The sequence below is a fragment of the Chitinimonas sp. genome, from assembly GCF_036568685.1.
In the GTDB taxonomy this organism is placed as follows: Bacteria; Pseudomonadota; Gammaproteobacteria; order Burkholderiales; family Chitinimonadaceae; genus Chitinimonas.
This window is the reverse complement of the sequence record NZ_DATCSC010000048.1, coordinates 13,773-40,626: the sequence shown is the minus strand read 5'-3', so window position 1 is coordinate 40,626 and position 26,854 is coordinate 13,773. Positions and strand designations below refer to the sequence as shown.

The following is a 26,854-nucleotide window of genomic DNA, read 5'->3' as shown; positions in this document are numbered from 1 at the left end:
GGCGCGCCGTGCAGGGCGCGCGCCTCTCCACCCAGCATGCCGGCCATGCGGGTGTTCATATAGGTCGTGCGGCTGTCGGCGTCGATCACCCAGACGCCATCGGCGGCTTCCTCCACTAGGTGGCGAAAGAACGCCGCCTGGTCCTGGGCTGGTCCTGGATCGGCCATGCCTTCCTCCTCGCGCTGCTGCTCTGTTGTTATAGGGCACTTCTGCCGTTGCTACTGCCTTGGTGGGCCGGGGGTGCCTGCGTGCGCTGTGCTAGAGTGCGGCGTCTGCATCCACCCCTTGCCGCCCATGAGCCTCTCGCTCAAGAGCATCCGTTACTTCATTGCCGTGGCCGAAGCCGAGTCCATTACCGGCGCGACCCAGTCATTGAATATTTCGCAGTCGGTGGTGACGGAGGCGATCAAGTCGCTCGAGGCCGAGCTCGGTGCCATCCTGTTCCAGCGCCACGCCCGTGGCATGGTGCTGACCCATGCCGGTCACCAGTTCCTGCGCCATGCCCACCAGATCCTGGCGGCGGTGCGCAACGCCCAGCAGGCCCTGTCGGCCCGACCGGATACCATGGTCGGCAGCCTCAATGTCGGGGTGACGCCGCTGATGACCGGCTACTTCCTGCCCTATCTGCTGGACCGTTACCGGCGGGTCTTCCCCAAGGTACAGATCCAGGTGGTGGAGGACAGGCGCGACTATCTCGAGCATCTGCTCGTGAACGGTGAGCTCGATGTGGCGCTGATGATGGTCTCCAATATCGAGAACAAACAGGCGCTGGAGGCGGAGACGCTGATCGAGGCGCCCTGGCGGCTATGGCTGCCGGCCAATCATCCCTTGCGCGAACTGGGCAGCATCTCGCTGGCCGAGATCGGCGACGAGGCGCTGATCATGCTCAAAGTGGACGAGCTGGAAGAGAATACCCGCGCCTGGTGGCGGGCGGCCGGGCTCAAGCCCAAGATGGCCCTCAGGACTGAGTCGGTGGAGGCGGTGCGCTCACTGGTGGCGACCGGGGCCGGCCTCTCCATCCTGCCTGACCTCTTGTACCGGCCGTGGTCCTTGGACGGCGATCGGCTGGAGGTGCGCAACATCCTGGAGGAGATGCCCAAGCTGGAGATCGGCATCGCCTGGCGGCGCGGCTCGGGGATTTCGGAAGCAACCCAGAACTTTCTGATCGTGGCGCGCGAGCATAGTCGTGCGCATTCACGATAAGAGACAGTTACGGGCTGTCTGGCGGGTGGCGCTGCTTAAGTCGTCAGCCGCTCGACAAAGAGCCCGACCACGATAATCAGCAGCAGTACGCCGGTAAAGCGCAGCAGCCAGCCGCGCGCACGGCGCCAGAAGCGGTCGCCGGTGCGCTTCTCCTGCCAGAGGCAGAGCCCCCAGAGCAGGACCAGCAGCACAAACAGGAAGCGCAGTAGCGCGAACATGGTCCCTTAGATATTGGCGGGGACGTAGCGGTGGAAGGCGGCCGGGGCGTCGTCGGCCGAATGGAAGGTCACGTATTCCCAGGCTTCCGGGTCGGCCAGCAGCGCACGTAGCAGCTTGTTGTTCATGGCGTGGCCGGACTTGAAGCCTTCGAACGAGGCGATCAGGGGGTAGCCGAGGATATAGAGGTCGCCGATGGCGTCGAGCACCTTGTGGCGCACGAATTCATCTTCGAAGCGCAGGCCGCCCTGGTTGAGCACCTTGTACTCGTCGAGCACGATGGCGTTTTCCATGCTGCCGCCCTGACCGAGGTTGTTGGTGCGCATGTACTCGACCTCATGCATGAAGCCGAAGGTGCGGGCGCGTGCCACTTCCTTGATATAGGAGGTCTCGGCGAAGTCCAGCTCCACCGTCTGGGCCGACTTCTGAAAGGCCGGGTGCTTGAATTCGATGGTCAGGCTGACCTTGTAGCCCTCGTGCGGGCTGAGGCGTACCCACTTGTCGCCCTCGACTGCTTCCACCGGCTTGAGTACGCGCACATAGCGCTTGTGGGCCGGCTTCTGCTCCTTTACCCCGGCTTGCTGCAAGAGGTAGAGGAAGGGCGCGGCACTGCCATCCATGATGGGCATTTCCGAAGCGGTCACATCCACCAGCACATTGTCGATGCCCAGGCCCGCAAAGGCCGACATCAGGTGCTCGATGGTCGCCACCCGCACATTGTCTTTGACCAATGTGGAAGAGAGTCGGGTGTCGTTGACCAGCTCCGGACCGACCTTGAAGCTGGGCTGTCCGGGCAGGTCAGCGCGCCGGAACACGATGCCGGTGTCGGCAGCAGCCGGTGAGAGGGTCAGTTCGACCTTCTCGCCCGAGTGCAGGCCCACACCGACCGCGCGGATCGGCTCTTTCAAGGTGCGTTGGTAGATCATGGACGGCAATACCTTCAGGGACAGTCAGCCTCCGATTTTGCCATATCGCAAAATCGTTCTCGATTGAACCTTGCTATGACGACCTTAGCCTATATGTCAGGCCGGGTCGCCGTGGCTGTGCTGCCATCGTAACAAGTCCCCGGCGCCGGGCGGCAACCTGCCGCGCCGTACCCGATGTACGGCGGACGGGTTGCGCCCACCTGGGCGCTCGCTACGCGGGCGGCTAGGCCGCTCAGTCCGCCTGCTTGCGCAGGAAGGCCGGGATGTCCATGTCGCCACCGGCGAACACGGTGCCGCGCGGCGATTCCACCGCGGCGCCGACCGTGCCTGCACGATTGCGGTTACGGAACACCGCCGGTTGGTCGAACTGCTCGTAGTCCACGCCGCCGGGCATATCGTCGGTACCGGTGCGCTGAACCACATGCAGGTTCGGCATCTTCTTGGCTTCACGGCCGCCCAGACCGGTGGCCACCAGAGTCACGCGGATCTGGTCGCCCATGTTCTCGTCGAAGGCGGTACCGAAGATGATGCGGGCGTCTTCGGCGGTGTAGGCCTTGACGGTGTCCATGACTTCGTGGACTTCGCGCATCTTCAGGCTGTAGTCGGCGGTGATGTTCACCAGCACGCCACGGGCACCGTTGAGGCTGATGTCTTCCAGCAAGGGGCTGGCGACAGCCGCTTCGGCGGCGACGCGGGCGCGATCCATGCCCGAGGCCACGGCCGAACCCATCATGGCCATGCCCATCTCGGTCATCACGGCCTTCACGTCGGCAAAGTCGACGTTGACGAGGCCGGGGACGTTGATGATCTCGGCGATACCGGCAACCGCGCCCTTGAGCACGTCGTCGGCAGCCTTGAAGGCATCCTTGAACGAGACGTCGTCACCCAGCACCTGCATCAGACGCTCGTTGGGGATGATGATCAGCGAGTCGACATACTTCTGCAGCTCGTCGATACCGGCCTGCGCAGCCTTCTGACGCTTGCCTTCGAAGGCGAAGGGACGGGTCACCACGCCCACGGTCAGGATGCCCTTTTCACGGGCGATCTCGGCCACGATGGGGGCGGCGCCGGTACCGGTGCCACCACCCATGCCGGCGGTGATGAAGATCATGTCCGCACCGTCGATCATGTCGGCGATGCGGGCGCGGTCTTCCTCGGCGGCGGCGCGGCCGACCTCGGGGTTGGCACCCGCGCCCAGACCCTTGGTCAGGGTGCTGCCCAGCTGCACCACGTTGTCGGCGCGGTTGCGCTTGAGCGCTTGCGCGTCGGTATTGGCGCAGATGAACTCCACGCCGGTGACGCCGGCGTCAATCATGTGGTCCACGGCGTTGCCGCCGCAGCCACCCACGCCGATCACCTTGATTCTGGCGACCGGGACGATGTCCTGCGCTGCTTCCAGAAACGAAATAGGCATTGCTCTCTCCTCTTTGCCCGAACTAACTCAAAAATCCAAAACCTGCGTCGCCTGGCCGTTCCTCACGCTGGAAACGACGGGGCGAGGCTCCTAGAAATTGCCTTGAAACCACGTTTTCATCCGATCGATCAGGCTGCCGATACTGGCACCCTGCATCGTCTTCAAACCATTGCGCTGGGCTTGTTGCTTGCCCAGCAAGAGCAGGCCTACAGCCGTGGAGAAACGTGGATTCTTCACGACTTCGGCCAACCCGCCGACGTACTTGGGAACCCCCAAGCGCACCGGAAGATGGAATACTTCTTCGCCCAGCTCGACCATGCCCTGCATCTGGGCCGAGCCACCGGTAATCACGATGCCGCTGGACAGCCGCTCCTCGAAGCCGGAGCGGCGCAGTTCGGCCTGCACCAGGCTGTACAGTTCCTCGACCCGCGGCTCGATCACCTCTGCCAGGGTCTGGCGGTTGAGCTGGCGCGGGCCGCGCTCACCCACGCCGGGGACCTCGATGCTTTGCTGCGGGTCGGCCAGCTGGCGCAGGGCGATGCCGTGCGCGCGCTTGATGTCCTCGGCCTCCTTGGTCGGGGTGCGCAGCGCCATGGCGATATCGTTGGTGATCTGGTCACCGGCGATGGGTATGACCGCGGTATGGCGGATCGCACCGTCGCAGAACACGGCGATATCGGTAGTGCCGCCACCGATATCGATCAGGCAGACGCCCAGTTCCTTCTCGTCCTCGGACAGCACCGACATGGCCGACGCCAGGGGCTGCAGGATCAGGTCGTTCATCTCCAGGCCGCAGCGGCGCACGCACTTGGTGATGTTCTGCGCCGCCGAGATGGCGCCGGTGACGATGTGTACCTTGACCTCGAGCCGCACGCCGCTCATGCCCAGCGGCTCCTTCACGTCTTCCTGCCCGTCGATGATGAATTCCTGGGTCAGGATGTGCAGGATCTGGTGCTCGGTCGGGATATTGACCGCGCGCGCGGTCTCGATCACCCGGTCGACGTCGGCCTGGGTGACCTCCTTGTCCTTGATCGCCACCATGCCGTGCGAGTTGAAGCTGCGGATATGGCTGCCGGCAATGCCGGTCAGCACTTCGCGGATCTTGCAGTCCGCCATCAGCTCCGCTTCTTCCAGGGCCCGCTGGATGGCGCCGACGGTGGATTCGATGTTCACCACCACGCCCTTCTTCAGCCCTTTGGAGGGCGCCTGGCCGAGGCCGATGATGTCCATGCGGCCATCGGGCAGCACTTCGGCCACCAGCGCCACGATCTTCGAGGTACCGATGTCGAGGCCGACCAGCAGGTTCTTCGTTGTGTTCGGTTTGTTCACCGTGTATTTCTCCATACTGCTTAGCTCAATGCGCGCAAGCCAGGCTGCGCGCTTGTCCTGTCAGGCGGCTTTCTCGCCCGCCTTGGGCGCTGCCGTTCCTGCCGGCAGGCGCACCGAGAATCCATTCGGGTAACGCAAATCCACATAGCTCACCGGCCGCTTCAACACCGCCAGGGTGTTGGGGTAGGCCTTGATGAACTTGTCCAGCCTTGCTTCCACATCTTCACGACCGACTTCCACCGTCAGTACGTGGTCCAGCTCCAGCCGCCAGGCGCGTCGCGCCGACAGCCATACATGGCTGGGCTTGCGGCTGACCACGGCCAGCCGGTCGCGGAAGCTGACATAACCGCGCGCCAGTTCCGCCTCGCTGCCATCCGGGCCTTCCAGCACCGGCAGCGGGTCGTTGCTGGCGGCGTCGAAGCGCTCGCCCAGCGTATTCACCAGGCCCACCGTGCCCCAGCGAGCCAGCGCGACGTGTTCTTCGATATTCACGTCCAGCCGGTCTGGCCAGCGCCGGCGCAGGCTGACCTGGCGCACCCAGGGCAGCTTCTCGAAGGCCGACCGCGTGCGGTTCAGGTCCAGCGTAAAGAAGGTGCCCTTGAGCTCGTTCTTGACGATGTACTGCAACTGCTCGCGGGTGACGTGCGAGAGGCTGCCCTCGACCCGGATCTGCCGGACCGGGAACAGCGGCGAATGCACCACCAGCAGCAGCGCCGCGTACAGGAACATGAGCACGGCCAACCCGATCAACAGGTTGGCGAGCCAGTTCAAGGCTTGCGGCTTGTCCCACACGTTCGCTTACTCCTTCACCGTGGTGTCGAGGATCTTCAGCACCACGTCCTCGTAACTCATGCCGGCTGCCCGCGCCCCCATGGGGAACAGGCTATGGCTGGTCATGCCGGGTGCGGTGTTCACTTCCAGCAGGTAAGGCTGGCCAGCCTCGTCCATCAGGAAGTCCACCCGTGCCCAGCTGCGGCCGCCTATGCCCCAGAAAGCCTTCTCCACCAGCTTGGCAATCTCCGCTTCCTTCTCGGCCGGCAGGCCGCAGGGGCAGCGGTAGACCGTGTCGTCGCGGAAGTACTTGGCCTGGTAGTCGTAGAACTCGGTGGCCGGCTCGATCTTGATCGCCGGCAGCACGGTGTAGCCGGTCTCGGCGTCGCCGATGATGGGCGCGCTGTACTCGCCGCCGCCGATAAAGGTCTCGGCCAGCACCAGCCGGTCGTAACGGCGGGCTTCTTCAAACGCCGCCTTGAGGCCACCGGCCTCCTTGACCTTGCTGACGCCAAAGCTGGAACCCTCGGTGGCCGGTTTGACGAACAGCGGCAGGCCCAGCTTCTTTTCGATGGCGGCGAAGTCGCTGTCTTCGTCGAGCAGCTCGAAGGCCGGGATGGGCAGGCCCAGGGCCTGCCAGATCAGCTTGGTGCGCAGCTTGTCGAGGCCGATGGCCGAGGCCATCACGCCGCAGCCGGTGTAGGGGATGCCCATGACTTCCAGCGCGCCCTGTACCGTGCCGTCCTCGCCAAAGGGGCCGTGCAGGATCAAAAAGGCGCGATCGAAGCCCTGTGCCTTGAGCTCGGACAGCGGCTGGGTCTTGGGATCGAAGGCGTGCGCATCCACGCCGCGGCTCTGCAGCGCTTGCAGCACGCCTGCGCCGCTCATCAGCGAGACGTCGCGTTCCGAGGAGGTGCCACCCATGACGACGGCGACTTTTCCGTATTGCTTCATGACTTTGCTACCAATTTGGCCGGTACGGCGCCGATGGAGCCTGCGCCCATCGTCACGATCACGTCACCGGCTTGCGCATGCGCCAGCACGGCGGCGGGCAGCGCGTTGATGTCTTCCACGAACAGCGGCTCGACCTTGCCCTGCACGCGCACGGCGCGGCTCAGGGCGCGGCCGTCGGCAGCCACGATGGGCGCCTCGCCGGCGGCGTAGACCTCGGTCAGCACCAGCGCGTCCACGGTCGAGAGGACCCGGGCGAAGTCCTCGAAGCAGTCGCGGGTGCGGCTATAGCGGTGTGGCTGGAAGGCCAGCAGCAAGCGGTTGTTGGGGTAGGCGCCGCGTACGGCAGCCAAGGTGGCGGCCATCTCCACCGGGTGGTGGCCGTAGTCGTCGATCACCAGGGCGGTACCACCGCCGGGCAGGCTGGCCTCGCCATAACGTTGGAAGCGCCGGCCCACGCCGCCGAATTCGCTCAGCGCCTTCTGGATGGCGGCCTCGGCGGCGCCCACTTCCAGGCAGATGGCGATTGCCGCCAGGCTGTTGAGCACATTGTGGTGGCCGGCCGCGTTCAGCTCGATCGCCAAGCGGCTCTCCACACCGTTCTTCCACACCGCGGTGTAGCGCATGCGGCCGCCCGGCAGGGCTTCGATGTTCTCGGCCCGCAGGGTGGCGTCCGCGCTGACCCCGTAGGTGGTCACCGGCTTGGTGACCTGCGGCAGGATGGCACGGATATTCGGGTCGTCGATGCAGACGGCGGCACGGCCATAGAAAGGCAGGTGGCCGAGAAAATCGAGGAAGGCCTGCTTGAGCCGCTCGAAATCGTGGCCATAGGTGTCCATATGGTCGGCATCGATATTGGTGATCACCGCCAGCATGGGCTGCAGCATCAGGAAGGAGGCATCCGATTCGTCCGCCTCGACCACGATGTACTCGCCATGGCCGGCCTTGGCATTGCCACCGGCGGCATTGAGCTTGCCGCCGATCACATAGCTGGGGTCCAGCCCGGCTTCCACCAGGATGGAGGCGATCAGGCTGGTGGTGGTGGTCTTACCGTGTGTGCCGGCCACGGCAATGCCATGCCGGAAGCGCATCAGTTCGGCCAACATCATGGCGCGCGGGATCACCGGCACACCCAGCTCGCGGGCGGCCAATACCTCGGGGTTGTCGCCACGTACCGCGGTGGAGGTGACCACTACCTGGGCGTTCGCCACATTGGCGGCGGCATGGCCGATGGCAATGGTCGCTCCGGCGGCACGCAGCCGCTGGGTGCTGGCGCCCTCGGCGAGGTCGCTCCCGCTGACCTCGAAGCCCTGGGTCACCAGGACCTCGGCGATGGCGCTCATGCCGGCACCGCCGATGCCCACGAAGTGAATGCGTTTGACCTTGTGTTTCATAGTGCGACTTCCTCGACGATGTCGGCCACGACCTTCGTCGCATTGGGCAAAGCCCGTGTTCTTGCTGCCTCGGCCATGGCCAGGAGGCGGTCTCGGTTCAACTCCCGCAGACGCTGCGCCAGCCAGTCGGCGGTCAGCTCGTGCTGCTGGATCAGGATGGCGGCACCGGCCTCGGCGAGGTAGGCGGCATTGCCGGTCTGGTGGTCGTCCACAGCATGCGGGAAGGGCACCAGGATGGCGGGCGCGCCGGCTGCGGCCAGCTCAGCCACGGTCAGGGCGCCGGCACGGCAGATCACCAGGTCGGCCTCGCCATAGGCGCGCGCCATGTCTTCGATAAAAGGCTGGCAGTCCCCCTCGACCTGGGCGGCGCGGTAGTTCTCGCGCAGCGCCTCGATCTGCTTCTGGCCGGCTTGGTGCAGCACCTGCGGCCGCTCGGCTGGGTCGAGCAGGGCCAGCGCCTTGGGCACCACCTCGTTGAGCGCGGCCGCGCCCAGGCTGCCACCCACCACCAGCAGGCGCAGCGGACCGCTGCGGCCGGCATAGCGTTCGGCCGGCGTGGGCAGGCTGGCGATATCGGGCCGCACCGGGTTGCCCACCAGCTCGGCCTTGCCCTGGAAGGCACTGGGGAAGGCAGACAGCACGCGGCGGGCCAGGTGCGACAAGACCTTGTTGGTCAGGCCGGCGACCGAGTTCTGTTCGTGCACGATCAGCGGCTTCCACAGCAGCGCGCCGGCGAGGCCACCGGGGAAGCCGGTAAAGCCGCCAAAGCCGATCAGGGCATCCGGCCGGTAGTGCACGATGGCGGCTACCGCCAGCATGAGCGCGCGTGCCTGCTCCAGCGGCTGCACCAGCTTGCGCGCGAGGCCCTGGCCACGCACGCCACCTATGGGCAGGAGCTCGATGCGGATGCCATGGCGCGGCACCAGCTCGGCTTCCATCTTGCCGCGCGCACCCAGCCAGACGATCTGCCAGCCGCGCGCCTGCATTTCCTTGGCTACCGCCAGGGCCGGGAAGATATGTCCACCGGTGCCACCGGCCATGACCATGAGGGTACGGTTGTTACTCATACCGTGTACCCCCGCATCATGCGGCGCTGCACGCCGCCCGCCGGCTGCGCCGACCTTGCCGGTTCTGCCTGCGGCGAAACCGTTGCCCGCATGAGGACGATGAAGGTACTCATACGGTGTACCCCCGCATCATCTGGCGGTTTTCCCAATCCACCCGCAGCAGCACGGCCAGGGCGATCAGGTTGGCGAGGATGCCGGAACCACCGAAGGACAGGAGTGGCAGGGTCAGGCCCTTGGTGGGCAGGATGCCCATGTTCACGCCGACGTTGATGACAGTCTGCACGCCCAGCCAGATGCCGATGCCCTGGGCGACCAGGGCAGAGTAGTAGCGTTCCAGTTTGGCGGCCTGCATGCCGATGGCAAAGGCGCGGAACACCACCCAACCGAACAGCAGTACCACCAGGGTGACGCCGACAAAGCCGAACTCCTCGGCAATGATGGCCATCAGGAAGTCGGTATGGGCCTCGGGCAGGTAGCTGAGTTTCTCCACCGATCCGCCCAGGCCGACCCCGGTCCACTCGCCGCGGCCGAAGGCGATCAGGCTGTGGCTGAGCTGATAGCCCTTGCCGTAGGGGTCCTTCCAGGGGTCCATAAAGCCGATCACCCGCGCCATACGGTAGGGCGAGATCAAAATAAACCCAATAAAACCGAGCACCAGCATCACCACCAGGCCAGCGAACAAACGCCAGTCGAAGCCACCCAGGAAGAGGGTACCCATGGCGATGGCGGTGATCACCGACAGCGCACCGAAGTCCGGTTCGGACAGCAGCAGCACGCCGGTGACCAGCATGACCACGAACATGGGGAAGAAGCCCTTCACCAGGCTGTGCATGTAGGCAGCTTTGCGCACCGTGTAGTCGGCGGCATACAGCACCACGAAGAACTTCATGGCCTCGGAGGGCTGGAAGTTGACCACAAAGAGACTCAGCCAGCGCTTGGAGCCGTTGACCTCGCGGCCCACGTGCGGGATCAGCACCAGTACCAAAAGACCGGTGCCGAGCAGGAAAAGATAGGGCGCGTACTGCTGCCAGACCCGGATGGGGATCTGGAAGGTGACGAAGGCGGCGGTAAAGCCGATCACCAGGAAGATGCAGTGGCGTACCAGGAAGTAGGTCGAGCGGAAACCTGTGTCCTTGTCCACCTCTGCGGCGGCGATGGAGGCCGAATAGACCATGACCAGGCCGATGGCGAGCAGCACCAGCACGGCCCAGACCAGGGACTGGTCGTAGCCGAGCATGGTGGGGCGGCGCTTGAGGGCCTGATAGAACAGCTTCACTGCCTTATGCCTCCAGGGCTCGCACCGCGGCGATGAAGACTTCCGCGCGGTGACTGTAGTTCTTGAACATATCGAGGCTGGCGCAGGCGGGCGACATCAGCACCACGTCGCCGGCCTGGGCCTCCGCGGCCGACAGGCGTACCGCTTCTTCCATGCTGCCGGCGTCGATCAGCTTGATGCCGGTGCCGGCCAGGGCCGCGCGGATCTGCGGGCCGTCGCGGCCGATCAGCACCACGGCGCGGCACTTGCCGCGGCAGGCGTCGGCCAGCGGACCGAAGTCCTGACCCTTGCCGTCGCCACCGGCGATCAGGATCACCGGTTGGGTCATGCCCTTGAGGGCGGCCTCGGTGGCGCCGACATTGGTGCCCTTGGAGTCGTCGTAGTAGCTGACGTCCTTGATGCGGGCGACGAACTCGACCCGGTGCGGCAGACCCTTGAAGCGCTTGAGTGCGCTCACCAGCGGCAGGGTGGGCAGGCCGATGGCACGGGTCAGCGCCAGCGCAGCCAGGGCGTTGGCGGCGTTGTGCAAACCTGCCAGTGGCAACTCGCTGGCCAGCATCAGGGTGAAGTCACCGCAGACCAGCTCATGGTCGTCGCCCACTTTGCGCAGGCCATACTCGGTGGGCGTGCGCGGGGCGTCGAGGCCGAACCAGAACACCTGCCGGCCGGGCCGGGTCATGCCGCGGCAGTAGCCGTCCTCGCGGTTCAGCACCATGGCGCCCAGGCCTTCAAAGACGCGGGCCTTGGCGATGGCGTAGTGCAGCATGCTGTCGTAGCGGTCGAGGTGGTCCTCGCTGACGTTGAGCACCGTGGCGGCATCCGGCGTCAGGCTATGGGTGGTCTCGAGCTGGAAGCTCGACAGTTCCAGCACCCACACATCCGGGCGCGGCCGCGCCTCGGTCTCGATCTCGGTCAGGGCGTCGAGCACCGGCAGGCCGATGTTGCCGGCCACGATGGTGGTCAGGCCGGCGGCCTCGCACATGGCCCCCACCATGCTGGTGACGGTGGATTTGCCGTTGGAGCCGGTGATCGCGATCACCTTGGACTTGGCCGAACGGAATTTCCGGGCGCGGGCAAACAGCTCGATGTCGCCGATCACTTCGATGCCACGGTCAAGCACGGCGGCGATGGCCGGATCGGCCAGCGGCACACCGGGGCTGGCGACCAGCAGTTCGGCACCGGCAAAGGTGGCCTCGCTAAACGGACCCAGCTTGATGGGCAGCTCGGGCAGGGCAGCGCGCAGCTCGGCCAGACCGGGCGGCTCGGTACGGCTGTCGGCCACCGTCACGCGGGCGCCGTGGCGCACCAGCCAACGGGCGGCAGACAGGCCGGTGATGCCGAGCCCGACGACGGTAATGTGCTTGCCTGCGACTTCCATCTGCCTCTGTCTCCTCAGCGCAATTTCAGGGTGGCGAGACCCGCCAGTACCAGCAGCATGGTGATGATCCAGAAGCGGACCACGACCTGGGTCTCTTTCCAGCCCTTGAGCTCGTAGTGGTGGTGTAGCGGGGCCATGCGGAACACCCGCTTGCCGGTCAGCTTGAAGCTGGCGACCTGGATCATCACCGACAGGGCTTCCATCACGAACACGCCGCCCATGATGAAGAGCACGATTTCCTGGCGGACGATCACGGCCACGGTACCCAGTGCGGCGCCCAGCGCCAGCGCACCGACGTCGCCCATGAAGACTTCGGCCGGGTAGGCGTTGAACCACAGAAAGCCCAGGCCCGCGCCGCCCATGGCGGCACAGAACACGGCCAGCTCGCCGGCACCGGGGATATGTGGCAGCAGAAGGTAGCCGGCAAATTTGGCGTTACCGGCCACGTAGGCGAAGATCGCCAGGGCGCCCGCGACCATCACGGTCGGCAGGATGGCGAGGCCATCGAGTCCATCGGTAAGGTTGACCGCGTTGGAGGTGCCGACGATCACGAAATAGGTCAATACCATGAAGCCCAGCCCGCCGAAGGGGTAGGCGATGTGCTTGAAGAAGGGCACGATGAATTCGGTATTGGCCGGCAGGGTGGCGGTATTGGCCAGATAGCTGCCGGCAGCGATGGCGATCACCGACTGCCAGATCAGCTTCTGCCTGCTGCTCAGACCCTTGGGGTTCTTCAGCGCCACCTTCTTGTAGTCATCGACGAAGCCGATGATGCCGGTGAGCATGGTCACGCCCAGTACCAGCCAGACGTACTTATTGCTGAGGTCGGACCACAAGAGCGTGGTCAGGCCGATCGACAACAGGATCAGCGTGCCGCCCATGGTGGGCGTGCCAGCCTTCACGAGGTGGGTCTGCGGACCATCGTCACGCACAGCCTGGCCGACCTTGAGCGCGGTCAGCCGGCGGATCACCCAGGGGCCGAGCACAAAGCTGATCAGCAGCGCCGTCATCGTGGCCAGCACGGTACGCAGGGTGATGTAGTTGAAGACGTTGAAGGCCCGGACGTTTTCACCGAGCAGATTAGCGAGCCATAGCAGCACGTCAGGCTCCTTTGCTTTCTGTCGCGGCCAGGGCCGCGACGACTTGTTCCATGCGCATGAAGCGCGATCCCTTGACCAGCACGGCGGCGCCAGCGCTCAGCTTGGGCGCCAGTGCGGCGACCAGTTCGGCGTGGCTGGCGAACCAGTGGCCACCGACGCCGAAGGCGTCGACCGCGTGGCGCATGCCCTGGCCGGTGGCGTACAGCGTGTCCAGACCCTTGCTGCGGGCGTAACGGCCCAGCTCGGCGTGGCGCTCGGCCACCTCGTCGATCTCGCCGATATCGCCCAGTACCAGGAAGCGCGGCGCCGGCAGGGCGGCCAGCACGTCCATGGCGGCATGCATGGAATCGGGGTTGGCGTTGTAGGTGTCGTCGATCAGCAGCGCACCGCAGGCGGCACGTTGCTGCTGCAAACGGCCCTTGGCGCCGGCATAGTGGGCCAGGCCCTCGGCGATGGCGGCGACATCAAGGCCCAGGGCGTGGCAGGCGGCAGCGGCGGCCAAGGCATTGCGGACATTGTGCAGGCCGGGTGCCGGCAGGGTGACTACGGCCTCACCACTGGGCGTGACCAGGGTAAAGCGGCTCGATAGCGGTTCACTCACGAGCGCACGTGCCTGGATTTCGCCCTGCTGCAGGCCAAAGCCCAGCCTCGGCCGGCTCTGGTTGAGGCTCTGCCAGTAGTCGGCGAAGTCGTCATCGAGATTGATGATGGCGTGAGCGTGGTCGCCCAGGCTCTCGAAGATCTCGCCCTTGGCCTGGGCAATGCCGGCGCGCGAGCCCAGATACTCGATATGGGCGGTACCGGCATTGTTGACCAGGGCCACCGTAGGCGCCGCCAGTTGGCTGAGGTAGGCGATCTCGCCGAAATGGTTCATGCCCATCTCGATCACCGCATAGCGGTGCTGCTCGCGCAGGCGCAGCAGCATCAGCGGTACGCCGATATGGTTGTTGAGGTTGCCACTGGTGGCGAGGACGGCCTCGGCGCCAACATGCTGGCGCAGCACTGCGGCAATCATTTCCTTGACCGTGGTCTTGCCGCTGGAGCCAGTCAGGGCGACCAGGGGCAGGCTGAAGCGACGGCGCCAGAATGCCGCCAACTTGCCTAGTGCGGCCAAGGTGTCGTCGACCTCGATCAGCGGGGCATCCGGCGGCAGGCCGGCCAGCGCCGGGTGGCCCCGCTGCACCAGCGCGCCGACGGCGCCCCGTGCCAGTACGGCCGCCACAAAATCGTGGCCGTCGAAGCGCTCGCCCGGCAGTGCGACGAACAGATCGCCAGGGCGTACGTCCCGGCTGTCGGTGCCCACGCGCGCGAACGCGACCGAGCCTTCGCCACGCAGGGTGGCGTTAAGGGCGGTCGCGGCGGCAGCGAGGCTCAGCATGGTTTCAATCACTTCATCGGTTTCCAGACCGCCAGGGCGGCCGTTGCTTGTTGCTCGTCGCTGAAGGGCGTCTTCACGCCCTTCACGTCCTGGTATTCCTCATGGCCCTTGCCGGCGATCAGCACCACGTCGCCGGGCTCTGCGAGCTCGACGGCCGAACGGATTGCGGCGGCGCGGTCGCTCTGCACGCTGTAGTCGCCATGCTGCTGGTGCTCGGCATCGGCACCATCCACGCCGTCGAGGATGTCGCGGATGATGCGCTTGGGGTCCTCGGTGCGCGGGTTGTCATTGGTGATGATCACGGTATTGGACAGCGTGCAGGCAATGCGGCCCATCTCCGGCCGCTTGCCGCGGTCGCGGTCGCCACCACAGCCGAACACGCAGAACAGCCGGCGGCGGCTGGGCATGACCTCGCGCAGGGTGCTGAGGGCTTTTTCCAGTGCATCCGGAGTGTGGGCGTAGTCGATCACCACCAGCGGCTTGTCGCCGCCGCCCAGCCTTTGCATGCGGCCTTTGGCCGATTCGATCCTGCCCAGTACGTCCACCGCTTCCTGGAGCGGCACGCCGGCCTTGAGCAGCACGCCCAGGCAGGCCAGCAGGTTGTAGGCGTTGAAGCGGCCCAGCAACGGACTGGCGAGTTCGGCCTTGCCCCAGGGGGAGTCGATATGCAGGCGGACGCCGTTGAGGCTGGTCTCGACCTCGCTGGCGCGCAGCTCGCCGGCGTTGAGGCCGTAGCCCAGGGTCAGGCCGCGAGGCAAGCTGGCTAGCAGCTCGGCGCCGAAGGGATCGTCGGCATTGATGATGGCGGCGCTGAGCCCCTCCCACTCGAACAACTTGCGCTTGGCGGCGCCGTAGGCCGCCATGGTGCCGTGGTAGTCGAGGTGGTCGCGGGTCAGGTTGGTGAACACCGCCATGGCAAAGGCTACGCCATGGGCACGGGCCTGCTCCAGCGCGTGCGAGGACACTTCCATGGCCAGGTGGGTCGCCCCTTGGCTCCGGTAGTCGGTGATCAGCTGGTGCAGCTGCAGGGTATCGGGGGTGGTGTGGCTGGCCTCGCTCAAGGCGTCGAGAAAGCCGTAGCCCAGAGTGCCGATCAGCGCCGGCTTGCCACCCAGCAGCGCAAAGGCCTGCGCCAGCCAGTGGGTGCAGCTGGTCTTGCCATTGGTGCCGGTCACGCCCACGCACAGCATGGCCACGCTCGGGTCGCCGGCCAGGCGGCCGGCGATCAGACCCATCTGGGCCGTGAGTTCAGGCACCGCCAGATTGGGTACAGTCCACTCGGCCTGCCATTGGAAGGGGCCCTGGGCGGTATCGCCAGCGTCCCAGAGCACGGCGGCGGCACCAGCGGCGATGGCGGCCGGGATATGGTCTCGGCCATCGGCATGGATGCCTCGGGCAGCCAGGAAGACGTCACCCTGGCCCACGCGGCGGCTGTCGGCGACCAGCCTCCGGCCGTGGGCGAGGGCCTCGATGGCGGGCCAATCGAGAGGAGGCAGGTTCCAGCTGGCGGGCTTCACATTTCCTCCTTCACGTTGCTGTCATTGGTTTCAAGCTGCAGCACGTTCTGCGGTGCGTCGGGGGCCACGCCCATTACCCGCAGGCCGCCGGCCACCACGGCACTGAACACCGGTGCGGCCACGTCGCCACCGTAATACTTGCCGTTGCTCGGCTCGTCGATCATGACCGCCACGATCAGCCGCGGGTCCGAGATCGGCGCAATGCCGACAAAGGAACCGACGTACTTGTTGCCGTCGTAGCTGCCGCCTTCCAACTTGTGCGCGGTACCGGTCTTGCCGCCGACACGGTAGCCGAGCACCTGCGCCTTACGGGCCGTACCACCGGGCTGCGTGACCATTTCCAGCATCTTGCGCACCGCCTGCGCCGTTTCCGGCTTCAATATCGAACGCCCCGGCAAGGGGGCGACCAGTTTCTGAAAGCTGATCGGACGGATCTCTCCGTCCGTGGCAAAAATCTGATAAGCCCGCGCAATCTGCAGCAGGCTTACTGATATGCCGTGGCCATAAGACATGGTGGCCTGGTCGATGGGGACCCAGTTCTTCCATGGTCTCAATCTGCCTCCCGACTCGCCTGGAAAGCCGCTATGCGGCGGTTGCCCAAAGCCCAGGCTGTCGTAGAAATTCCAGAGATATTCCCTCTCCATGCCGAGTTGCAGCTTGGCGGCGCCGACGTTGCTCGATACCTGGATCACCTGCTCCACCGTGATCGGGCCATGCGCATGGGTGTCGTGGATGGTGGCGGGGCCGATGCTCAGGGTGCCGCCGCCGGTCTGCACGATGCTCTGCGGGGTGACCTCGCCAGTTTCCAGCGCGGCCGCGGCGGTCATCGGCTTCATGGTCGAGCCGGGTTCGTAGGCGTCGGTCAGCGCGCGGTTGCGGCGTGCGGCCGGGTCGAGCTTCTCCCGGTTGTTGGGGTTGAAGCTCGGCATATTGGCCAGCGCCAGCACTTCACCGGTGCGCGCGTCGAGTACCACGATGCCGCCACCCTTGGCCTTGTTGTCATCGACCGCCTTCTTCAGCTCGCGGTAGGCCAGGTACTGGATCTTGCTGTCTATGCTCAGCGTCAGGGTCTGGCCGTCGCGCGGCTTTTCGATGCTGGTGACGTCCTCGACGATATAGCCACGGCGGTCCTTGATCACCTGGCGGCTGCCGGGCTTGCCGGCCAACATCGGTTCGCGGGTCAGCTCGAAGCCTTCCTGGCCCTTGTTGTCGATACCGGTGAAGCCGATCACGTGCGCCAGCACTTCGCCGGCCGGGTAGTAGCGGCGGTACTCGGTCTGCTTGGAGATGCCGGGAATGCCGAGGCCAAGCACCCGCTCGGCCGCATCCGGGCTCATCTGCCGGCGCAGGTAGACGAAGTCGCGCTTCTGGTCCGACAGCTTGCGCTTGACCTCACCGGCATCCAGCCCCAGCGCGCGGCTCAGGTTGGCCAGCTGGGTGCTGGTCAGCTCGGGGATGTCGGCGGGGCTGGCCCAGATGGACTGCACCGGGGTGGAGATGGCCAGTGGCTCGCCATTGCGGTCGGTGATCATGCCGCGGTTGGCCTCCAGCGTGAGCCGGCGGCTATAGCGCGCCTCGCCCTGCTCGCGCAGGAACTCCTCCTTGTAGCCCATGAGGTAGGCGGCACGGCCGATCAGCAGCAGGAACAAGCCCACCAGTGCGCCGAGCACCAGCCAGGTCCGCCACATCTGCAGCTTGAGCGCGAGGTTCTTGTTGGTCCGGTAGGCCATCTCAGCTCATGGCTTTCCGGCGACAGGCGCCACTTGGGTGTGGGCGGCGTCGGCCACGCGCATATTGAGACGGTTGATTGCTTCCTTCTCAATACGCGAGTGCATGGCCCAGGTGCTCTGCTCCAGCTGCAGCTGGCCCCATTCGACATCCAGCCGACGGGCTTCGCCTTGCGCCTTCTGCAACTCGATATAGGCTCGCCGCGCTTTGTGCTGCGAGGTGACGACCCCCAGCGCGCAGGCGATCAGGACAAAGAGCAACAACAAGTTCAACCGCGTCACAGTGCCGCTCCGGTCCTTTCGGCGACGCGGAGGATGGCACTACGGGCGCGCGGATTCGCATCAACTTCGGTTTGCGAAGCACGGATCGGCTTGCCGACCAGCTTCAACGGGGCTTCGCCGATGTCGGCGGCACGGACCGGCAGCCGCGAGGGCAGCTTGTCCGCTTCGGCGGCGTCGGCCATGAAGCGTTTGACGATACGGTCTTCCAGCGAGTGGAAGGCGATGACCGACAGTCGGCCCCCCTGCCGCAGACGGCGGAAGGCCTGCGGCAATGTCAGCGACAGCTCTTCAAGCTCACGATTGATGTAAATCCGTATAGCTTGGAAGGTGCGCGTCGCCGGGTCCTGGCCCGGCTCCCGGGTGCGGACGCTCTTTGCCACGATCTGGGTAAGTTGCCCTGTTGTGACGACAGGGTTTTCGAGCCGAGCCGCAACAATCGCGCCTGCAATCTGTTTAGCAAACCGTTCTTCGCCATAATCTCTGATCACCTCTGCAATCTCGGCCTGTTCAGCCGAGGCCAGCCATTCCGCGGCGGTCTGCCCGCGGGTCGTATCCATGCGCATGTCGAGCGGCGCATCAAAGCGGAAGCTGAAGCCGCGTGCGCCGTCGTCGATCTGGGGGGAGGAGACGCCCAGGTCCATCAGCACGCCGTCGACCTGGCCGATGCCCAGGGCATCGAGGCCGGCATCGAAGGCCGCATAGGGTTCGTGGACGATGTTGAACCGGGGGTCGGTGATGGTGCGGGCGTCGGCGACGGCCTGCGGGTCCTTGTCAAAGGCGATCAACCGGCCGGCGGGGCCGAGCCGGCTCAGGATCAGCCGGCTATGGCCGCCACGGCCATAGGTGCAATCGACGTAGATACCGTCCGGCCGCAAGGCCAGTCCGTCCACCGCTTCGGTCAGCAGCACCGTGCGGTGGGTAAAGGCGGCGGCGCTCACAGCACGAAACCATCGAGTTGAGCCGCGATATCGGCTGGCGACATGGCCAGCGCGGCGGCGGTTTGGGCATTCCACTGCGCTTCGTCCCACAGCTCGAACTTGCTGCCCAGGCCCACCAGCGCGACGGCCTTGTCGAGGCGAGCGAAGCTGCGCAGGGTGGGGGACAGCAGGATGCGGCCGGCCGAGTCGAGCTCCAGCTCCTCGGCGTGGCCGAGGATCAGCCGTTGCAGTGCACGGGCCTGGGGATTGAAGGCGGGGAGATTGTTGAGCTTGTCGCGGACCGGTTCCCAGGCGGGTTGGGGGTAGATCAGCAGACACTGGCTCGGGTCGACGGTCACGGTCAGGCGGCCGCCGCAGCCCTCGAGCAGGGCGTCACGATGCTTGGCCGGGATGGCCAATCGCCCTTTGCTGTCGAGGTTGAGGAGTGCTACGCCGCCAAACATGATTACCGCCAAAGTTCCCGCTGTGGGGGTGAAAGCTGGTCTTAAGCTTTCAGGAGTTTTTGGGCTGGTGAAACACTTTTCACCACTTTTACCCACTACGCCCCACTATAGGGCAATGGAACAAGCTGGGTCAAGCGGGCGCAGAGGGGATTTTTGTTTTTGCTACAATCACTTACGACTGATTTGTGGTGTGGGATGTAAAGCAGATATCCCTTTGCAAATAAGGGTTTATGTGAAAGTATGAAGGTATGGCTTTAACTTTGCCGCGGAACGCTCCATGCGCATTCGTCTTCTTTCCCTGCCGCTAGGCCTCATATTGCTGGCGGCGTGCTCGCAACTGCAGCAGACCGGCACCGCTCTGGCCGAGAACAATGGTGTGCTGCAGGACGGCGAGGTGCGCTCGCTCGGCCAGCGCCGTTACCAGGTGCGGGTGACCGGCTCCACCGTGCTGTTCGACGGTCAGGCCGAGCAGTTCTTCCGCCGTCGCGCCGAGGGCGTCAGCCAGAAGATGGGTTGCCGCAGCTGGCGCATGCTGGAGTACCGTTCCGGCACCGAGAACACCTTTCTGGGCGCGCGCCAGTACGCCGAGGGCGTGATCGAGTGCTTGTAAGACGTATTGGGTCTGGGCAGGGGGCGGCATGATATCCCGCTTGGCCCGCCTCATGCTCTTGCTGGCGGTGGTGCTGCTGGTCTGGAACGTACTGCTCAAGCCTGCCACCCGGCAGAAGGTGCGCGGCTATGTGGAGGTACTGGCCATCGCCTTGCTGGCCTCTTCCCTGGTGATGGCGGTCTGGCACTGGTGGCAATACGGCGCAGTGTGAGCGCTGCGGTGTCAGCTTGGTCGAACCTGTACGACCAAGTAGGGTCGAAATGCCTATCTCCTGGAGCCCCCCATGTCCGTCTACCGTCCCCCACGCATCGACCCGAGCGAGATCACTCCGGAGGGCGTCTACCTGAACCGCCGCGACTGGATGCAGGGGGCCGCCGGCCTCGCCCTGGCCAGCCTATTGCCGGCCGAGGCCGCTGCCACCGCGCCGGGCATTACCCTGCCGACCTTCTACAAGAGCCGCTACAGCACGGCTGAGGACAAGAACAGTTACGAGCAGATCACCAGCTACAACAATTTCTACGAATTTGGCACCGACAAGGGCGACCCGGCCGAAAACGCCCATACCTTGCGGCCCACGCCGTGGAGCGTGGAGGTGGGTGGCGAGGTGGCCAAGCCACGCCGCTTTGACCTCGATAGCCTGCTCAAGCTGGCACCGCTGGAAGAGCGCATCTATCGGCTGCGCTGTGTGGAAGGCTGGTCCATGGTCATCCCCTGGGTGGGCCTGCCGCTGGCGGCCCTGCTCAAGCAGGTGGAGCCGACCTCGCGCGGCAAGTTTGTCGAGTTCACGACCCTGCAGTCGCCGGAGCAGATGCCCGGCCAGCGCACGCGCGTACTGGACTGGCCCTATGTGGAGGGTCTGCGCATCGACGAGGCCATGCACCCGCTGACCATCCTGGCCGTCGGCCTCTACGGCCGCCCGCTGCCCAACCAGAACGGTGCGCCCATCCGCCTGGTGGTGCCCTGGAAGTACGGCTTCAAGAGCATCAAGTCCATTGTCCGCATCCGCCTCGTCGAGCAGCAACCTACCAGTAGCTGGACCCGCTCCATTCCCAGCGAGTACGGCTTCTACTCGAACGTGAACCCCGAGGTGGACCACCCGCGCTGGAGCCAGGCCACCGAGCGGCGCATCGGCGAATTCTCCAAGCGCAAGACCCTGATGTTCAATGGCTATGCGGAGGAGGTGGCGGCGATGTACAAGGGGATGGATCTACGCCGGTACTATTGAACACGGATTGAATGTAGGTCGGGCGGAAGCATTGGTTTATCGCCCGGCAGAGCCGTGCGCTTACCGGCAATCGATGTTCGGGCGCGCTTCGCTTTTATATCAACCACTCCCCCCGCCCTCGCCTCGGGCGAGGGAGCCTCGCTGAGGATCACGGATTGAATGCAGGTCGGGCGGAAGCATTCGATCCTCGCCCGGCGGAGCCGGGCGCTTGCCGGCATTTGATGTTCAGGCGCGCTTCGCTTTCATATCAACCACTCCTCCCGCCCTCGCCTCGGGCGAGGGAGCCTCGCTGACGCTCGTCAGTGGCTTCGATGGACGTGGCTGGCAAGCGTTACAAGGGCAGAATCCCCGCAGGGCATTGCGCCGTATCGCCCGTTGAATAGGCACCGTCGCTAAATGGAGATGCGAACGAGCGTCAGCGAGGCTCCACCCCCGCAAGGAGGGCGCCGTAGTTGTATGCCCCTGAAGGGGCGACAACCACGCAGTCGCGGAGCGAGGGAGGGGGGAGTGGGATCAATGAAGCGAAGCGCGCCTGAACATCATATGCAGCAAAACGCCCGGGTTGCCAGGGCGCTGAACTGAACGTGTCGTGTTCCCCCAAACAAAAAGCCACCCCAAGGGTGGCCTTTTGTTTCGTGTGCAGTGCAAAGTCGGCCTGTAAGCCGGGTCCTGTGACGCGGCGGTTGCCCGCCACCGACAGTCATTCCTCTAGGACGTACATTGCTGCACGCCTCAAGCAACCTACCCGCAAGCTCAGGGGGCCCCGTCAACGCTTGCCTATTTGGTCTTGCTTCGGATGGGGTTTAGCCTGCCTCGGTCTGTTACCAGCCGAGCGGTGCGCTCTTACCGGGCCGGTCTTGCGACCAGCCACCGCTTGCGCGGCCACCTTTTCACCCTTGCCTGTGCTGGCTCCGAGGAGCACAGCCATCGGCGGTTCAGCTCTCTGTTCCACTTTCCGTCGCCTCGCGGCGCCTGGCCGTTAGCCAGCATCCTGCCCTGTGAAGCCCGGACTTTCCTCCCCGTGGCAAGCCACGCGGCGACTGTCCGGCCGACTTCGCACAGCTAGTCTACCACCCCCGTCAAGCCCCCTCGCTCCGGCCATCGGCCGGCGGGGGCACTGGGAGGCGGCGTAACACTCAGTCGGCCAGGCGCCAGGCCACCGTCTCGCCGGCGCGCAGCGGTACCAGGGTGTCGCCGGCCAGGTAGGGCAGCTCGGCGGGGACCGGGGTGGCTTGCTTGATCAGGGTGATGGTGCCCTCGTTGGCCGGCAGGCCGTAGAACAGCGGGCCAAAGCGGCTGGCAAAGCCTTCCAGCCGGTCCAGCGCACCGGCCGCCTCGAAGGCTTCGGCGTACAGCTCGATGCCGTTGTTGGCGGTGTACATGCCGGCGCAGCCGCAGGCGGCTTCCTTGGTGCTCTTGCCATGCGGGGCGCTGTCGGTGCCGAGGAAGAACTTGGGGCTGCCGCTGATGGCCACTTCGACCAGGGCCTCGCGGTGGGTCTCGCGCTTGAGCACCGGCAGGCAGTAGTGATGCGGGCGGATGCCACCCTGGAAGAGGGCGTTGCGGTTCATCAAGAGGTGGTGGGCGGTGATGGTGGCGCCCACATTGGCCGGTGCGCTCCAGACAAAGTGCGCCGCCTGGCGGGTGGTGATGTGTTCGAACACCACCTTGAGGTTGGGCAGCTTTTCCAAGAGCGGCTTCATGACGCGCTCAATGAATACCGCTTCGCGGTCGAACACGTCCACGCTCTGGTCGGTGACCTCGCCGTGCACCAGCAGCGGTACACCCAGCTCGGCCATGGCGGCGAGGGTGGGCATGGCCTTGGCGATATCGGTCAGGCCGGCGTCGGAATTGGTGGTGGCGCCGGCCGGGTAGAGCTTGACCGCCTTCACAAAGCCGCTCTCCTTGATACGCGCAATCTCCTCCGGCGGGGTCACGTCGGTCAGGTACAGCGTCATCAAGGGTTCGAACTGCATGCCGGCAGGGACGGCAGCCAGGATGCGCTCGCGGTAGGCGGCGGCATCGGCCACGGTGCGGACCGGCGGCTTGAGGTTGGGCATCACGATGGCACGGCCAAAGCGGCGCGCGGTATCGGGCAGTACCGCCTTCAGCGCGTCACCGTCGCGCAGGTGCAGGTGCCAGTCATCGGGGCGGATCAGGGTCAGTTGCGTCATGGCGGAAAGCGGTAGGCGTAGGGAAGGTCGCTATTATCCGGCAAGCCGCCCTCGGGCGCGATACCGTCTGGTAAGCGCAAGCTAAAGCATATCGGCTGCCAGGCGGTCGACACGATTGTCCGGCGAGCGACAACAATGATTTAGCAGGAACGAATGTTTCCAACTTTCACTAACGAGCGTCAGCGAGGCTCCACCCCCGCAAGGAGGACGCCGTGGTTGTAAGCCCCTGAAGGGGCAACAACCACGCAGTCGCGGCGGCGAGGGCGGGGGGAGTGGGGGGAAAAAGCGGAGCGCGCCTGAGCATCGAATGCCACCGAGTGTCCGGCTAGGCCGGGGGGAGCGGATTCTATAAAGACCAGGCGGCGATCGCGGAGCTGCGCTGCTGCTGAACGCACGGCTGTGCCGGGCGTAGTGCTGCCGTTTCAGGTCTCTCAGCCGTATGCGTAACTCACCGCCGCCGCAACCAGAACAGGAACTTCCCCTCCACCGTCTCTTGGTGGGCCAGCTCATGGCCGGTCTGGCGGCAGAAGGCTTCGAAGTCGGCCGGGGTGCCAGGGTCGGTGCAGATCAGGTGCAGCACGGTGCCGCTGGGCAGGTCGGCCAAGGCCTTCTTGGCGCGCAATATGGGCAGCGGGCAGTTCAGGCCGGAGAGGTCGACGCTGAGTTGGGCTTCGGGTGCGGACATGGCGGGTCTTTTGGCAGTGACTGGCGGCGATTATAGCGCGCCGCCCGGATGCGCTTCGACCACGATCAACACCGATGGTTGCTGCGCTGTGAGCACGCAGGCCTGGGCCCGCAGCTGGAGCAACTGTTCGGCCGATTGCATCCCGGCCGGCCCGGCCATGGCGCCGCTCACCAGGTAGGCCAGTCGCAGTGATACCGCGGGCAAGGACAGCACGGCCCCCTCAGCCAACCGCTGCACGGTCAGTTCGGCCCGCCCCCAGTCGCGCGCCACCATCAGGTTGAAGTCCTGCAGCGGGCCGTCTAGCAGGGCGCAATCGACGGACGACTCGCCGGCAAAGGCAATAGGCTGCAGCGGTTGGTCCAGCCTGGCGGTACGGCCGTCCTCGAACGCCAGTTGCATGCCGGCGCCCCGCAGCAGCATGAGCTGGCGGTCCACGCCAGGGAAGTAAGAGAAGGGCCCGCCCTGGCTGACCTGGGCAATGGACAGGCGCAGGGCAAAATCGTCCACCCGCTGCGGATGGGGTAGGCGGAACAGCTCGCAGGTGGTGCCACCACCGTTCTTCCAGGGCATGTCGCGGTAGTCCGGCGGGCCTAGCAGGATCATGGCTACTCCATTTCTTATATTGCACATCATGGCTTGGCGTGGGACCGGGCCTGGCCGACAATGCCCCCATGTGTCTGATCGGATTTCTCTGGCAACCCGAGGCGGAACAGCCGCTGGTGGTCGCCGCCAACCGCGACGAATTCTACGCCCGCCCGACCGCGCCCGCCGGCTGGTGGGACGATGCGAATACCCTAGGCGGCCGCGACCTGCAGGCCGGCGGTACCTGGATGGGCGTGAGCCGGCAGGGCCGCTTCGCCGCCCTGACCAACTACCGTGATCCACGCCGCATCAAGCCGCAGGCGCCTTCGCGCGGCGCGCTGGTGGCGGCCTTTCTGCAGGGTGAAGCCAGCACAGCCGACTATATCGCGGCCCTGCGCGGCAAGATTGCGGACTACAACGACTTCAATCTGCTGCTCTACGACGGTCAGCGCCTGCTGGGGTATGAAAGCCACACCGACCGCACCTTGCGTTTTGGCCGCGGGGTACATGGCGTATCGAACGCCGGCTTTGACAGTGCCTGGCCCAAGCTGGAGGCACTCAAGGCCGGCTTGGCCCTGCGGGCTGATGACGATGCGGCGCTGTTTGCGCTGCTGGCCGACCCGCGCCTGGCCGAGGACGCCCGGCTACCGCAGACAGGGGTATCGTTGGAGTGGGAGCGGGCGCTGTCGGCCGCCTTTATCCGCACTCCCGAGTACGGCACCCGTGCCTCCAGCCTGTTGCGCTTGGGGCTGGATAGGGTGATCTTGACCGAACGCCGCTTCGAGCGTGGCGAGCCGGCCGGCGAGAGCCGCTACGAATTTGCGCTATCTTTGAATCAGTCATGAGCCACGAACACCACCATCCCCACCACAATCACGCCCACCATGCCAGCCGCCGCCGTTTGCTGCTGGCGCTGTTCCTGACTGCCGGCTACGCGGTGGTGGAAGCCGGTGGGGGGCTCTGGACCGGCTCGCTGGCATTGCTTTCCGACGCAGGCCATATGCTGACCGACGCGGCAGCGCTGGGTCTGGCGCTATTTGCCCAGATGGTGGCGCTGCGGCCGGCCACGGCGCGCAATTCCTACGGTTACGCCCGGGCCGAGGTGCTGGGGGCCCTCATCAACAGCCTCTTGATGCTGGCCATGGTGGGCTGGATCGCCTTCGAGGCCATAGGGCGGCTGATCCATCCTTCCGACGTGGACGGTGGCGGGGTGATGCTGATCGCCGTCATCGGCCTGGCGGTCAATCTGGTGGCAGCCTGGCTGCTGTCGGGCGATAGCCACAATATGAATTCCCGCGCCGCACTGATGCATGTGCTGGGTGATCTGCTGGGTTCGGTGGCGGCCATCGCGGCCGGCGCCATCATCTGGGCCACCGGCTGGAAGCCCATCGACCCCATCCTCTCGCTGCTGGTGGTGGTGCTGATCCTGCGCTCGACCTGGGCCCTGGTGCTGCAGTCCAGCCATGTGCTGATGGAAGGGGTGCCGGCGCATCTGGACCTCAACGCCGTGGGCAATACCCTCGCGTCCCAGCCGGGGGTGCAGTCGGTGCACGACCTGCATGTCTGGCACCTGGGGCCGGACAAGGTGGCGCTGTCGGCTCACATGGTGATCGACAACCCCGAACTGTGGCCGCGCCTGTTGGCCGCGACCCAGACCCTGCTGGCCAAGGAATACCAGATCGACCATGTCACTTTGCAGCCTTCCTGGCTGGGCCAGGTGCCGGCCGGCAAGGTGATCCCGCTGGCTACGGTGGCGGGGAGCACGGCCGGCCATGGTCACGACCATGGCGGTCATGAGCACGGCCACGCCCACGATCATGTTCATGACCACGGCGGCCACGGCCACCATCATTGACGGATTAAACGATCACGGCGGCGCTGGCTTGCGCGGTTTCCTGGCCGGTTTGGCCGCCTGGGCGCGCAGGGCGACGCCCAAGGCGGCGCGTGACCAGGCCAGCAGGTCCAGTCTTTCCTCCAGCGCTTCGTCGGGAATACGGTAGTAGCTCAGCTGCATGACCCGGCCGTCCTTCTGCTGGTACTCGAACGGCCCGCAGCCGGCTGCCTCATGCTGCGGCCGGGTCTCGGCATCGGTCTTGAGGTAGAGCACCTCGTCGATCACGATGGCGAACATCAGCCCGTCGCAGTAGATGCCCCAGCCGCCGAACATGGCCCGCCCATTGACGAAACCCATGGGCGCCAGCTGCTCGCACAGCCAGTCGACGAACTCGCTGCGCCTCATCCGTCCGGACTCTCCGGCAGATGTCGGGC

28 protein-coding genes and 1 other RNA gene are annotated in these 26,854 nt (G+C 65.5%); 6 read left to right on the top strand and 23 right to left on the bottom strand.

The annotated features are described in order from the left end of the window. The coding region (locus VIM95_RS23370) for a PAS domain-containing protein (RefSeq protein WP_414648499.1) at positions 1 to 167 on the bottom strand (167 nt) is incomplete at its 3' end. 127 nt (positions 168 to 294) lie between these two features. On the opposite strand from VIM95_RS23370, the gene VIM95_RS08120 reads away from it, so the two are divergent. Further along, entirely contained in the window at positions 295 to 1,203 is a 909-nt protein-coding gene (locus VIM95_RS08120; RefSeq protein WP_331984534.1) for a LysR substrate-binding domain-containing protein, read from the top strand. Between the two features lie 35 nt (positions 1,204 to 1,238). Here the strand turns inward: VIM95_RS08120 and VIM95_RS08115 are convergent, their stop codons facing one another. The 17 genes from VIM95_RS08115 to mraZ all read right to left on the bottom strand — a co-directional run bounded on the left by VIM95_RS08115 (position 1,239) and on the right by mraZ (position 19,310). Beyond that, positions 1,239 to 1,421: a hypothetical protein gene (locus VIM95_RS08115; RefSeq protein WP_331984531.1), complete on the bottom strand. Its 183-nt coding sequence runs from the start codon at positions 1,419 to 1,421 to the stop codon at positions 1,239 to 1,241. Between the two features lie 6 nt (positions 1,422 to 1,427). Next, positions 1,428 to 2,342 (bottom strand): UDP-3-O-acyl-N-acetylglucosamine deacetylase, encoded by a 915-nt coding sequence (gene lpxC, locus VIM95_RS08110; protein WP_331984532.1) that lies wholly within the window; start codon positions 2,340 to 2,342, stop codon positions 1,428 to 1,430. Positions 2,343 to 2,577: 235 nt separating this feature from the next. Beyond that, a complete protein-coding gene (gene ftsZ, locus VIM95_RS08105; protein WP_331984530.1) occupies positions 2,578 to 3,759 on the bottom strand; it encodes a cell division protein FtsZ in 1,182 nt (393 codons plus the stop codon). 90 nt (positions 3,760 to 3,849) lie between these two features. After that, positions 3,850 to 5,088: a cell division protein FtsA gene (gene ftsA, locus VIM95_RS08100; protein ID WP_331984529.1), complete on the bottom strand. Its 1,239-nt coding sequence runs from the start codon at positions 5,086 to 5,088 to the stop codon at positions 3,850 to 3,852. A gap of 60 nt (positions 5,089 to 5,148) precedes the next feature. Beyond that, on the bottom strand, positions 5,149 to 5,880 hold the full coding sequence (locus VIM95_RS08095) for a cell division protein FtsQ/DivIB (RefSeq protein ID WP_331984528.1): 732 nt from the start codon (positions 5,878 to 5,880) through the stop codon (positions 5,149 to 5,151). A gap of 6 nt (positions 5,881 to 5,886) precedes the next feature. Next, positions 5,887 to 6,813: a D-alanine--D-alanine ligase gene (locus VIM95_RS08090; protein WP_331984527.1), complete on the bottom strand. Its 927-nt coding sequence runs from the start codon at positions 6,811 to 6,813 to the stop codon at positions 5,887 to 5,889. Further along, positions 6,810 to 8,204: a UDP-N-acetylmuramate--L-alanine ligase gene (gene murC / locus VIM95_RS08085; RefSeq protein WP_331984526.1), complete on the bottom strand. Its 1,395-nt coding sequence runs from the start codon at positions 8,202 to 8,204 to the stop codon at positions 6,810 to 6,812. Before murC ends, VIM95_RS08090 begins: the two co-directional genes overlap by 4 nt. Beyond that, a complete protein-coding gene (gene murG, locus VIM95_RS08080; protein WP_331984525.1) occupies positions 8,201 to 9,271 on the bottom strand; it encodes an undecaprenyldiphospho-muramoylpentapeptide beta-N-acetylglucosaminyltransferase in 1,071 nt (356 codons plus the stop codon). Before murG ends, murC begins: the two co-directional genes overlap by 4 nt. A 109-nt stretch (positions 9,272 to 9,380) precedes the next feature. Beyond that, on the bottom strand, positions 9,381 to 10,541 hold the full coding sequence (gene ftsW / locus VIM95_RS08075) for a putative lipid II flippase FtsW (RefSeq protein ID WP_414648498.1): 1,161 nt from the start codon (positions 10,539 to 10,541) through the stop codon (positions 9,381 to 9,383). Between the two features lie 10 nt (positions 10,542 to 10,551). Then, positions 10,552 to 11,925, bottom strand: coding sequence for a UDP-N-acetylmuramoyl-L-alanine--D-glutamate ligase (gene murD / locus VIM95_RS08070; RefSeq protein ID WP_331984523.1), 1,374 nt, complete (start codon positions 11,923 to 11,925; stop codon positions 10,552 to 10,554). A 14-nt stretch (positions 11,926 to 11,939) separates the two neighbouring features. After that, positions 11,940 to 13,025 carry a phospho-N-acetylmuramoyl-pentapeptide-transferase gene (mraY, locus tag VIM95_RS08065; protein WP_331984522.1) on the bottom strand — a complete coding sequence of 362 codons (1,086 nt, stop codon included), beginning with the start codon at positions 13,023 to 13,025 and terminating at the stop codon, positions 11,940 to 11,942. Between the two features lies 1 nt (position 13,026). Further along, positions 13,027 to 14,403 (bottom strand): UDP-N-acetylmuramoyl-tripeptide--D-alanyl-D-alanine ligase, encoded by a 1,377-nt coding sequence (locus VIM95_RS08060; RefSeq protein WP_331984521.1) that lies wholly within the window; start codon positions 14,401 to 14,403, stop codon positions 13,027 to 13,029. A gap of 8 nt (positions 14,404 to 14,411) precedes the next feature. Continuing rightward, a complete protein-coding gene (locus VIM95_RS08055) occupies positions 14,412 to 15,920 on the bottom strand; it encodes a UDP-N-acetylmuramoyl-L-alanyl-D-glutamate--2,6-diaminopimelate ligase (protein ID WP_331984520.1) in 1,509 nt (502 codons plus the stop codon). After that, positions 15,917 to 17,650, bottom strand: coding sequence for a penicillin-binding protein 2 (locus VIM95_RS08050; RefSeq protein ID WP_331984519.1), 1,734 nt, complete (start codon positions 17,648 to 17,650; stop codon positions 15,917 to 15,919). The genes VIM95_RS08055 and VIM95_RS08050 overlap by 4 nt, the downstream gene beginning before the upstream one ends. 6 nt (positions 17,651 to 17,656) lie before the next feature. Continuing rightward, entirely contained in the window at positions 17,657 to 17,929 is a 273-nt protein-coding gene (gene ftsL / locus VIM95_RS08045; protein WP_331984518.1) for a cell division protein FtsL, read from the bottom strand. Then, positions 17,926 to 18,867 (bottom strand): 16S rRNA (cytosine(1402)-N(4))-methyltransferase RsmH, encoded by a 942-nt coding sequence (rsmH, locus tag VIM95_RS08040; RefSeq protein WP_331984517.1) that lies wholly within the window; start codon positions 18,865 to 18,867, stop codon positions 17,926 to 17,928. The genes ftsL and rsmH overlap by 4 nt, the downstream gene beginning before the upstream one ends. Continuing rightward, a complete protein-coding gene (gene mraZ, locus VIM95_RS08035) occupies positions 18,864 to 19,310 on the bottom strand; it encodes a division/cell wall cluster transcriptional repressor MraZ (RefSeq protein ID WP_331984516.1) in 447 nt (148 codons plus the stop codon). The genes rsmH and mraZ overlap by 4 nt, the downstream gene beginning before the upstream one ends. 277 nt (positions 19,311 to 19,587) lie before the next feature. Here mraZ and VIM95_RS08030 point away from each other — a divergent pair, with 277 nt between their 5' ends. The 3 genes from VIM95_RS08030 to msrP all read left to right on the top strand — a co-directional run bounded on the left by VIM95_RS08030 (position 19,588) and on the right by msrP (position 21,145). Further along, positions 19,588 to 19,920 (top strand): hypothetical protein, encoded by a 333-nt coding sequence (locus VIM95_RS08030; protein ID WP_331984515.1) that lies wholly within the window; start codon positions 19,588 to 19,590, stop codon positions 19,918 to 19,920. Between the two features lie 28 nt (positions 19,921 to 19,948). Continuing rightward, entirely contained in the window at positions 19,949 to 20,131 is a 183-nt protein-coding gene (locus VIM95_RS08025; protein WP_331984514.1) for a protein MIGRI, read from the top strand. A gap of 72 nt (positions 20,132 to 20,203) precedes the next feature. Next, on the top strand, positions 20,204 to 21,145 hold the full coding sequence (gene msrP / locus VIM95_RS08020; RefSeq protein WP_331984513.1) for a protein-methionine-sulfoxide reductase catalytic subunit MsrP: 942 nt from the start codon (positions 20,204 to 20,206) through the stop codon (positions 21,143 to 21,145). 642 nt (positions 21,146 to 21,787) lie between these two features. Here msrP and rnpB read toward each other — a convergent pair. The 4 genes from rnpB to VIM95_RS08000 all read right to left on the bottom strand — a co-directional run bounded on the left by rnpB (position 21,788) and on the right by VIM95_RS08000 (position 24,607). Continuing rightward, positions 21,788 to 22,201, bottom strand: an RNA gene (gene rnpB, locus VIM95_RS08015) — RNase P RNA component class A. An 80-nt stretch (positions 22,202 to 22,281) separates the two neighbouring features. Continuing rightward, entirely contained in the window at positions 22,282 to 23,319 is a 1,038-nt protein-coding gene (gene pyrC, locus VIM95_RS08010; protein ID WP_331984512.1) for a dihydroorotase, read from the bottom strand. Positions 23,320 to 23,767: 448 nt separating this feature from the next. Then, the gene (locus VIM95_RS08005) at positions 23,768 to 24,004 is read right to left on the bottom strand and encodes a sulfurtransferase TusA family protein (RefSeq protein WP_331984511.1); all 237 of its coding nucleotides are present in this window, start codon (positions 24,002 to 24,004) and stop codon (positions 23,768 to 23,770) included. A gap of 30 nt (positions 24,005 to 24,034) precedes the next feature. Further along, positions 24,035 to 24,607 (bottom strand): HutD family protein, encoded by a 573-nt coding sequence (locus VIM95_RS08000; RefSeq protein WP_331984510.1) that lies wholly within the window; start codon positions 24,605 to 24,607, stop codon positions 24,035 to 24,037. Between the two features lie 68 nt (positions 24,608 to 24,675). Between VIM95_RS08000 and VIM95_RS07995 the strand changes: the two genes are divergently transcribed. Both VIM95_RS07995 and VIM95_RS07990 read left to right on the top strand, forming a co-directional pair. Continuing rightward, on the top strand, positions 24,676 to 25,431 hold the full coding sequence (locus VIM95_RS07995; RefSeq protein WP_331984509.1) for an NRDE family protein: 756 nt from the start codon (positions 24,676 to 24,678) through the stop codon (positions 25,429 to 25,431). Then, positions 25,428 to 26,441, top strand: coding sequence for a cation diffusion facilitator family transporter (locus VIM95_RS07990; protein ID WP_331984508.1), 1,014 nt, complete (start codon positions 25,428 to 25,430; stop codon positions 26,439 to 26,441). The genes VIM95_RS07995 and VIM95_RS07990 overlap by 4 nt, the downstream gene beginning before the upstream one ends. A 12-nt stretch (positions 26,442 to 26,453) precedes the next feature. Here the strand turns inward: VIM95_RS07990 and VIM95_RS07985 are convergent, their stop codons facing one another. After that, positions 26,454 to 26,825, bottom strand: coding sequence for a TfoX/Sxy family protein (locus tag VIM95_RS07985; RefSeq protein WP_331984507.1), 372 nt, complete (start codon positions 26,823 to 26,825; stop codon positions 26,454 to 26,456). Between the last annotated feature and the right edge of the window lie 29 nt (positions 26,826 to 26,854).